This window comes from Sphingorhabdus sp., from assembly GCF_044354325.1.
Lineage (GTDB): Bacteria > Pseudomonadota > Alphaproteobacteria > Sphingomonadales > Sphingomonadaceae > Sphingorhabdus_B.
Window position 1 is genome coordinate 1 of sequence record NZ_JBILAF010000106.1, and the last position, 7,102, is coordinate 7,102.

Genomic DNA, 7,102 nt, shown 5'->3' on the forward strand with positions numbered 1-7,102 from the left:
TGGTCGGGTATCGGCATTAACCTGCTGATGTCGGGCGTGCTGATTTTGCTGATGACCTTGTTTGCAACACCGTTGCTTCAGTTGTTCCTGCCCATCGGCAGTCCAGCGATCGATATCGCCATCCACATCAACCATATCATTGGCTGGAGCTTCATATTGATGGGTGTGTCGGTGGTTGTGACCTTCGCGGTGCGGGCAAATGGGGCCGTGATCGCGCCGTTGCTCATCCTGATATTCAGCGCCGTTATCGTCCGCTTCAGTATCGGATTTACCCTTCATGACCGATTTGGTGCGGACGCCATTTGGGCTGCTTTCATCGCGACATCCATCGCCTCTTGTGTGTTATCGATCGCTTATTATCTGAACGGCAGTTGGAAAAAGGCGAAGGCGATGCCGACAATGAATGCGCCGCCCTTGCAAACGGCACCGGAATAAAATGGCTGTTCTACACACGCAGAATATCGGCACGTTGGCATTGACCGAGCGACCACTGCGTCTGCTGCGCACAGTCGGCGCGTTTCTGTTGGCGCTAACGCTTTTGGTTGGCGGCGCATATGCACAGACGCCAGCCAACGCATCGCCGCAAAATGTGCGTGCCTCAATTGATGTTGAGACCCGTCAACCTGCGCCGGGCGATATGGTCACCGTCGCCATCGTCATGGACCCGAAACCGGGCTGGCATGATTATTGGGTAAACCCCGGTGATGCGGGGACGCCGCTTGAGCTCGCATGGCAATTGCCAAGCGGTGTGACAGCAGGAACGGTGCGTGCGCCGGTGCCCGAGACGCTGATCGTCAGCGGGTTTATGAACCATATCTACAAGACAAAGCATGCCTTTCTGGTGGATGTCACAATACCCAAAGACGCACAGCCGGGCCAAAGCCTGAACGTCAAAGTGGATGCCCGCTGGTCGGCCTGTTCCGACTTGGTGTGCGTTCCGGAGGCCGCGACATTATCCGTGCCGTTGACGGTCGGGTCGGGCACCATATCCAACGCTGACCGCGCGCGCTTTGACGCATGGCGCAGCGCGCTGCCCGTGCCGCTTGACCGTTCGGCGCGCTACCAAATTGACGGCAAGCGCATTGATATCGCCATCCCCTATCCGCGCAGTGCGAAGGCAGAACGCGTCTGGTTCTTTGCGCAGACCGAAAAACTGTTCCGCTATGCAGCACCGCAAAGCGCGCGCCGGGTCGGTGACTGGCTGGTGGTCAGCGGCGAGGTTAAAGCGGGCTTTGACGGCCAAATTGACGGGCTGCTGCGCTTCAATGACGCGCAAGGGCTTGAGGTGCGCGCTATGCCCGGCGCGGTGCCATCGGGCGGCGATGCGGTGTCTGTTTTGGGCGAGGGTGCGCCTGCCGATCAAGAACAACCACCGCTTGGCTTTGGGTGGATATTGGCATTCTCTGTGCTCGGTGGCTTGTTGCTCAATCTCATGCCCTGCGTCTTTCCCATATTGGGGCTGAAGGCGCTGAGCCTTGCCAAAATGGGCGGCGATGAAGGCGAAGCCCGCCGCGATGCGGTGGCCTACACGATCGGTATCATTTTCAGCTGCCTCATCCTCGGCGGCATCATGCTGGCCTTGCGCGCTGCCGGCGAAGAAGTGGGTTGGGCATTTCAGTTGCAGGACCCTGCTGTCGTGCTGATCCTCTTGTTGCTGATGGTCGCGGTCACCGCAAATCTGGCGGGCATGTTTGAGGTTGGCGGCATTGGTGCGGGCGAAAAGCTGACGCGTCAGGGCGGACTATCTGGCTCGTTCTGGACCGGCGTGCTTGCCGCAGTCGTTGCGACGCCGTGCACTGGGCCGTTCATGGCCGCCGCAATGGGCGCCGCGCTTTTGCTGCCCACCGGTTTGGCATTGCTGATTTTTGCGGGGCTTGGATTTGGTCTCGCTTTACCCTTCCTCGCGATTGCGTTCATCCCTGCCTTACGCAAGCGGATGCCGCGGCCTGGGCCATGGATGGTGCGGTTCCGGCAGTGGATGGCGCTGCCCATGGCGCTGACATCATTGGCATTGTTGTGGCTGACATATCAACTGGCTGGGTTCACCGGTTTGCTGGTCGGCGGCGCTGCTGCGCTCATCATCCTCGTGGTGCTGTTTGCACTTGGCCGGAAACAGAAAGAGGGTGCGCCCTATAAATGGTTCGTGATGGCCTTGTTCGGAATAGCTATCGCCGCCGCACTGATAATCGGCAAGGTGACGACAGAGCCTACGGGCAAGGAGTCTAAGGCCGGCAGCATAGGTTTTAACGAAGCCCGCCTGAACACTCTGCGCTCCGAGGGCAAGCCGGTGTTCCTCTATTTCACCGCTGACTGGTGCGTGACCTGCAAGGTCAATGAACAGGCAGCAATTGACCGGACGGAGACCAATGACGCATTTCGCAAGGCGGGCATGACCGTGATGGTGGGCGACTATACGCGCAGAGACCCGGACATTACCCGCTATCTCGCAAAATATGGGCGCTCGGGCGTCCCATTATATCTGTACTTCCCGCCGAATGGAGAGGCGCAGATACTTCCGCAGATATTGACGGTCGATGACCTGACGGCGCTCACGAAATAGATCAGATCAGGATGCTTTGGGCGCTTGGCCGTGTCTCGAGAGCCACTGTCGCCAACAAAAGCGGATAATCCGGCGCTAAGGCCTTTATCTGTCAGCGATTTGGCTGTAATGGCGCTGCATAACATCACAAGGAGTATCGACTATCGCCACCCCGCCGACCCGGCGCGCAATGACCCCACCTGTTAAAAGTGGTCCGCGCTACAATAATCTCATCACAGCTGAAAAAGTACGAGTCATTGATGATGACGGCGAAAATTTGGGTGTCCTGTACACCCGCGAGGCGATAGCGCAGGCCGCTGAAGTCGGTCTTGATCTGGTGGAAGTGTCACCGAACGCTGATCCGCCAGTCTGCAAATTTCTGGACATCGGCAAGTTCAAATATGAGGCCCAGAAAAAGGCCAACCTTGCGCGTAAGAGTCAGAAAACGCAGGAAATTAAAGAAATTAAGATGCGTCCAAACATCGACGACCATGATTATATGGTCAAGATGAAGAAGGTTGCGGAGTTCATCGAGGAAGGTGACAAGGTGAAAATCACCTTGCGTTTCCGTGGTCGTGAATTGGCCCACCAACAATTGGGTATGCACCTATTGCAACGCGTTCAGGCCGATACGACCGAGACCGCAAAGGTTGAGGCGCATCCCCGCATGGAAGGCCGTCAAATGCTTATGGTGCTGTCGCCCAAATAGGGCGCAGTCACCAGATGGCTTGGCGAATCAACTCTGCGCCAACGACCACCATCAAAAGCTGAATGATGATATTGAATCGTTCGGGTGACACCCGCTTGACCAACCGCACGCCTGCCATTGTGCTGAGTATAGCCAATGGCAGGAAGATGGCGGTCAACGTCATGTTTTGCGTATTGAATTGGCCAAGCGCCGCATAAGCAGGCACTTTCATCCAATTGATGATGGCAAAGAATATCGACGACGTTCCGACAAAGACCAGATGTGGGAAGTTGCGCGACAGTGCCCAGATCTGAAACGGTGGGCCGCCCGCATGGGCAATTTGGCTGGTGAAGCCTGAAACCCCGCCCATGACGACCCCAACCCACTCGGGTGCCGGGCCAGCCAGCTTAAGCTGGGCACCGAACAACGGAAGCAACCGGTATACGCCAAATGATAGCGCGATGACGCCGACAAAGCCGCGAACGGCGTCTGCATTAATAGCGGTCGCCAAAAACCATCCGAAAAAGATGCCCACGACCGCGCCCGGCAAGGTGAGTAACAACGTCCGCCGATCAAAGTTGCGCCGGAATGCCCAGACGCTCACAATATCCTGAACCATCAATATGGGTAGCAACATGCCCGCACCGGCGACTGGGTCCATGACCAAGGCGAGTATCGGCATGGCAGCGGCGCCGAGCCCCGCAAACCCACCCTTGGCAAGCCCCACCAATATGACGGCGATGCTTGCGACGATGTAGAAATAGATATCGGCGGGCAAGCTCAAGGCGTTTTCAAACGCTTCCGCACCGCGAGGATATAAATGATCGACGCCGCGGCGGCGAAGATGAACCACTGGATGGCATAGAGGAAATGGTTGTTTGGAATTTGCGCTGGCGATGGCAATGCAAGCTGTTGCAGGCCATCTGCGGGATCGGTCGACACCAACTTAATCAACTGCACCCCATCGGGCGCTATGATGCCGCGGACCAGTCCGCCGTTCCAGCTTGGTGATTGCGGACGTTCGGACCAACCGATGGCAACTTTCGCGTTCGCGCCTTCCGCGCCACCTGTTTGGCATGACGCGACATGGGCAAAGCCAGCGTCACCGGCACGATTGCTGCCGGACACCGACTCGATTTTGATCACATTGCCGCACATGACCGTGGAACGCCGAAACAGCGGCAGTGCCTTGGGATCGGGGACGACTGGCCACATGACCGCCGGCAGGCCATCAGCGGCGTTGTAACGGGCGAGCAAAGCTTCCTTTTCGGCCTTACGCTGAAGCTGCCAGACACCAAGGCCAATCATGATACCGACCGCGATGATTACAATCATCGTCGGAATAATCGGCCAGCGTTTCATAGCAGATCGTCCTTCCCGGCTTCATGTGCTTTGTTGCGATACTCGGACGCCAGCAATGCGGCTTTCGCCATCCGCAGCGTGACGACGGTTAACGCGGCGGTCACCGGAACCCAAATGATGACATGCACCCAAAAGGGCGGTCGGACAGCGGAATCGAGCAATAAAGCGAAGACAATGATCAACGCACCAATAACCATGGTGAGTAATGCCGCAGGGCCATCCCCTACATTGAACGAAGCATAATCAAGTTTGCATTGCGAACATGTGTCCGCAAACTGGCCCAGCCCAGCAAACAGCGTTTTGCCGCCGCATTGGGGGCAGAGACAAAAAAGGGCAGCCCGCAATATGCTGGGCCGCCCTTCTGGAGATTGCTCTGCTGTCATTTACGCGTGAACTGGTGCGCCCCAGCCACCCCAAATGTAGATGGCGATGAACAGGAATAGCCACACAACGTCGACAAAGTGCCAGTACCAAGCTGCAGCTTCAAAACCGAAATGCTGCTTTGGTGTGAAGTGGCCTTTGTTTGCACGCACAAGGCAGACTGCCAAAAAGATTGTACCGACGATCACGTGGAAACCGTGGAAGCCAGTCGCCATGTAGAATGCGGTGCCATAGTTCAGGCCAGCGAATGGAAACGGTGCTTCCAGATACTCATATGCCTGAATCGAGCTGAACAGCAGGCCCAACAGGATCGTCGCCAACAGACCTTTTTTCAAACCTTCGCGGTCACCATGGATCAGCGCATGGTGCGCCCAAGTGACGGTGGTGCCCGAGCACAACAGGATCAGTGTGTTGAGCAGCGGCAACTTCATCGAATCGAGAACCTCGAGGCCCTTTGGCGGCCACTGCATCAAAGCGGCGGCGCCTTCTTGGCCGATCAGGTTGGTGACCGTAAATGCATGCGTTTCCGCATCCTTCACGATTTCCAGCGGCACAGGGAACAGCGAGAAGTCAAACCATGCCCAGAACCAGCCCACGAAGAACATGACTTCCGACGCGATAAACATGATCATGCCGTAACGCAGGTGAAGCTGAACCACAGGGGTATGATCGCCCGCATGGGCTTCGGTCACGACATCGGACCACCATGCGAAAAAGGTGTACAATACGCCCAGCAGGCCAAGGCCAAAGACGAGGCTACCATAACCGAACTGCTCGGGATGCATCCACATCACGAGGCCGAAGAACATCGTCAGGGCCGAGAACGAACCCAAGATGGGCGTGATGCTCGGCGGCAGAATATGATAATCGTGATTTTTGGCACCCGCCATGGTCAATTCCCTGTAGTCTTAACGTGGTAAGTTTGTCTTAGCTTCCGTTCGCCTGCGGGTCCACCGTGTTTGGCTTTTCCACTGGGTAGAATGTGTAGCTAAGTGTAATTTCTTCAATGTCTTTGGTTTCTGGATCGGTCATGATCTTTGGATCGACATAATATAAGACCGGCATCCTAACTTGTTCACCGGGCTTCAGCGTTTGTTCCGTGAAGCAAAAGCACTGTATTTTGTTGAAATATTTACCCGCGAGCGCCGGCGTGACGTTAAAGGTTGCCGTCCCCGTCACCGCTTCGCTCGACAGATTTTTTGCCAAGAAGATCGACATATCCTTCGCGCCGATGCTGACCGTGTCGGTCGGGCGTTCGGGCTTGAATTCCCACGGCAGGTCGCCGCGATGATTGGCGTCAAACCGGACGACAATGGATTTGTTCGTAACGGACACCGTCGCCGCTTGCGCAGCATCAACGCGCATCGTTGTGCCGCCGAAACCCGTCACCTGACAAAACAGGCGGTATAGCGGAACGGCTGCAAAGCCGACGCCAACCATCGAAATAGCAAGTGCACCTGCCAAAAGTCCGGTTTTTGCGTTCGATATGGCCATCAGCCCCAGACCCCGACTTTTGCGACAGTGATCAGGAAGAATAATATGCACAGCCCAACAAGGGCGACGCCCATCACGCGCGACCGCGCGGCTTGGCGTTTGCGGATAAGCGCGGTTTCTTCGGCGGTATATGGCGATTGGTCAGGCTGGGTCATGCGATCACCATACGATCAATTGCGAACAGGGCGAACAAAAGAAACAGATACAGGATCGAGAATGCAAAAAGCTGCTTCTCCGGCTTCATCGCCGCGGCATCGGTTGCTTCATTTTGCCAGACACGGAATGCAAGGATCAGGAATACCCCGCTCAACACCACCGCAGTCGCACCATATAGCCAACCACTATCGCCCAAGATGAATGGCAATATCGCTGCGCCCGCCATCGGGAAGCTATACCCAAATATCTGGTTACGCGTGACGCGCTGACCCTTCACATTTGGCAGCATCGGGATGCCAGCTGCGCCGTAATCGGTCTTCATAAACAGCGCCAACGCCCAAAAATGCGGCGGGGTCCACAAGAAGATGATGGTGAAGAGCAAGACCGGCAGGAAAGTCACATCACCGGTGACGGCGGCCCAGCCAATGACCGGCGGAAATGCGCCTGCAGCACCGCCGATAACGATATTTTGCGGCGTGTTG

The 7,102-nt window shown here is 56.4% G+C and carries 10 protein-coding genes; 3 read left to right on the top strand and 7 right to left on the bottom strand.

Features of this window, described 5'->3' with window-relative positions; genetic code table 11:
• The 3 genes from ACIQ0G_RS09140 to infC all read left to right on the top strand — a co-directional run.
• The coding region (locus ACIQ0G_RS09140) for an MATE family efflux transporter (RefSeq protein ID WP_397577644.1) at positions 1 to 435 on the top strand (435 nt) is incomplete at its 5' end.
• Position 436: 1 nt separating this feature from the next.
• Entirely contained in the window at positions 437 to 2,560 is a 2,124-nt protein-coding gene (locus tag ACIQ0G_RS09145) for a protein-disulfide reductase DsbD family protein (RefSeq protein ID WP_397577645.1), read from the top strand.
• Positions 2,561 to 2,729: 169 nt separating this feature from the next.
• Positions 2,730 to 3,248 (top strand): translation initiation factor IF-3, encoded by a 519-nt coding sequence (infC, locus tag ACIQ0G_RS09150; protein ID WP_183942192.1) that lies wholly within the window; start codon positions 2,730 to 2,732, stop codon positions 3,246 to 3,248.
• A gap of 7 nt (positions 3,249 to 3,255) precedes the next feature.
• Here infC and ACIQ0G_RS09155 read toward each other — a convergent pair whose 3' ends face one another.
• The 7 genes from ACIQ0G_RS09155 to ACIQ0G_RS09185 all read right to left on the bottom strand — a co-directional run.
• Positions 3,256 to 4,011, bottom strand: a complete 756-nt coding sequence (locus tag ACIQ0G_RS09155) for a sulfite exporter TauE/SafE family protein (RefSeq protein ID WP_397577646.1) — start codon at positions 4,009 to 4,011, stop codon at positions 3,256 to 3,258.
• Positions 4,008 to 4,589 (bottom strand): SURF1 family cytochrome oxidase biogenesis protein, encoded by a 582-nt coding sequence (locus ACIQ0G_RS09160; RefSeq protein WP_397577647.1) that lies wholly within the window; start codon positions 4,587 to 4,589, stop codon positions 4,008 to 4,010. Before ACIQ0G_RS09160 ends, ACIQ0G_RS09155 begins: the two co-directional genes overlap by 4 nt.
• Complete coding sequence (locus ACIQ0G_RS09165) at positions 4,586 to 4,972, bottom strand: DUF983 domain-containing protein (protein WP_397577648.1); 387 nt, start codon at positions 4,970 to 4,972, stop codon at positions 4,586 to 4,588. The genes ACIQ0G_RS09160 and ACIQ0G_RS09165 overlap by 4 nt, the downstream gene beginning before the upstream one ends.
• Entirely contained in the window at positions 4,973 to 5,860 is an 888-nt protein-coding gene (locus tag ACIQ0G_RS09170; protein WP_183942189.1) for a cytochrome c oxidase subunit 3, read from the bottom strand.
• Positions 5,861 to 5,897: 37 nt separating this feature from the next.
• Positions 5,898 to 6,464 (bottom strand): cytochrome c oxidase assembly protein, encoded by a 567-nt coding sequence (locus tag ACIQ0G_RS09175; protein ID WP_397577649.1) that lies wholly within the window; start codon positions 6,462 to 6,464, stop codon positions 5,898 to 5,900.
• Positions 6,464 to 6,619, bottom strand: a complete 156-nt coding sequence (locus tag ACIQ0G_RS09180) for a hypothetical protein (protein WP_183942187.1) — start codon at positions 6,617 to 6,619, stop codon at positions 6,464 to 6,466. Before ACIQ0G_RS09180 ends, ACIQ0G_RS09175 begins: the two co-directional genes overlap by 1 nt.
• Positions 6,616 to 7,102, bottom strand: a 487-nt coding sequence (locus ACIQ0G_RS09185; RefSeq protein ID WP_397577650.1) for a UbiA family prenyltransferase, incomplete at its 5' end; no start/stop codon positions are given. The genes ACIQ0G_RS09180 and ACIQ0G_RS09185, both read right to left, overlap by 4 nt.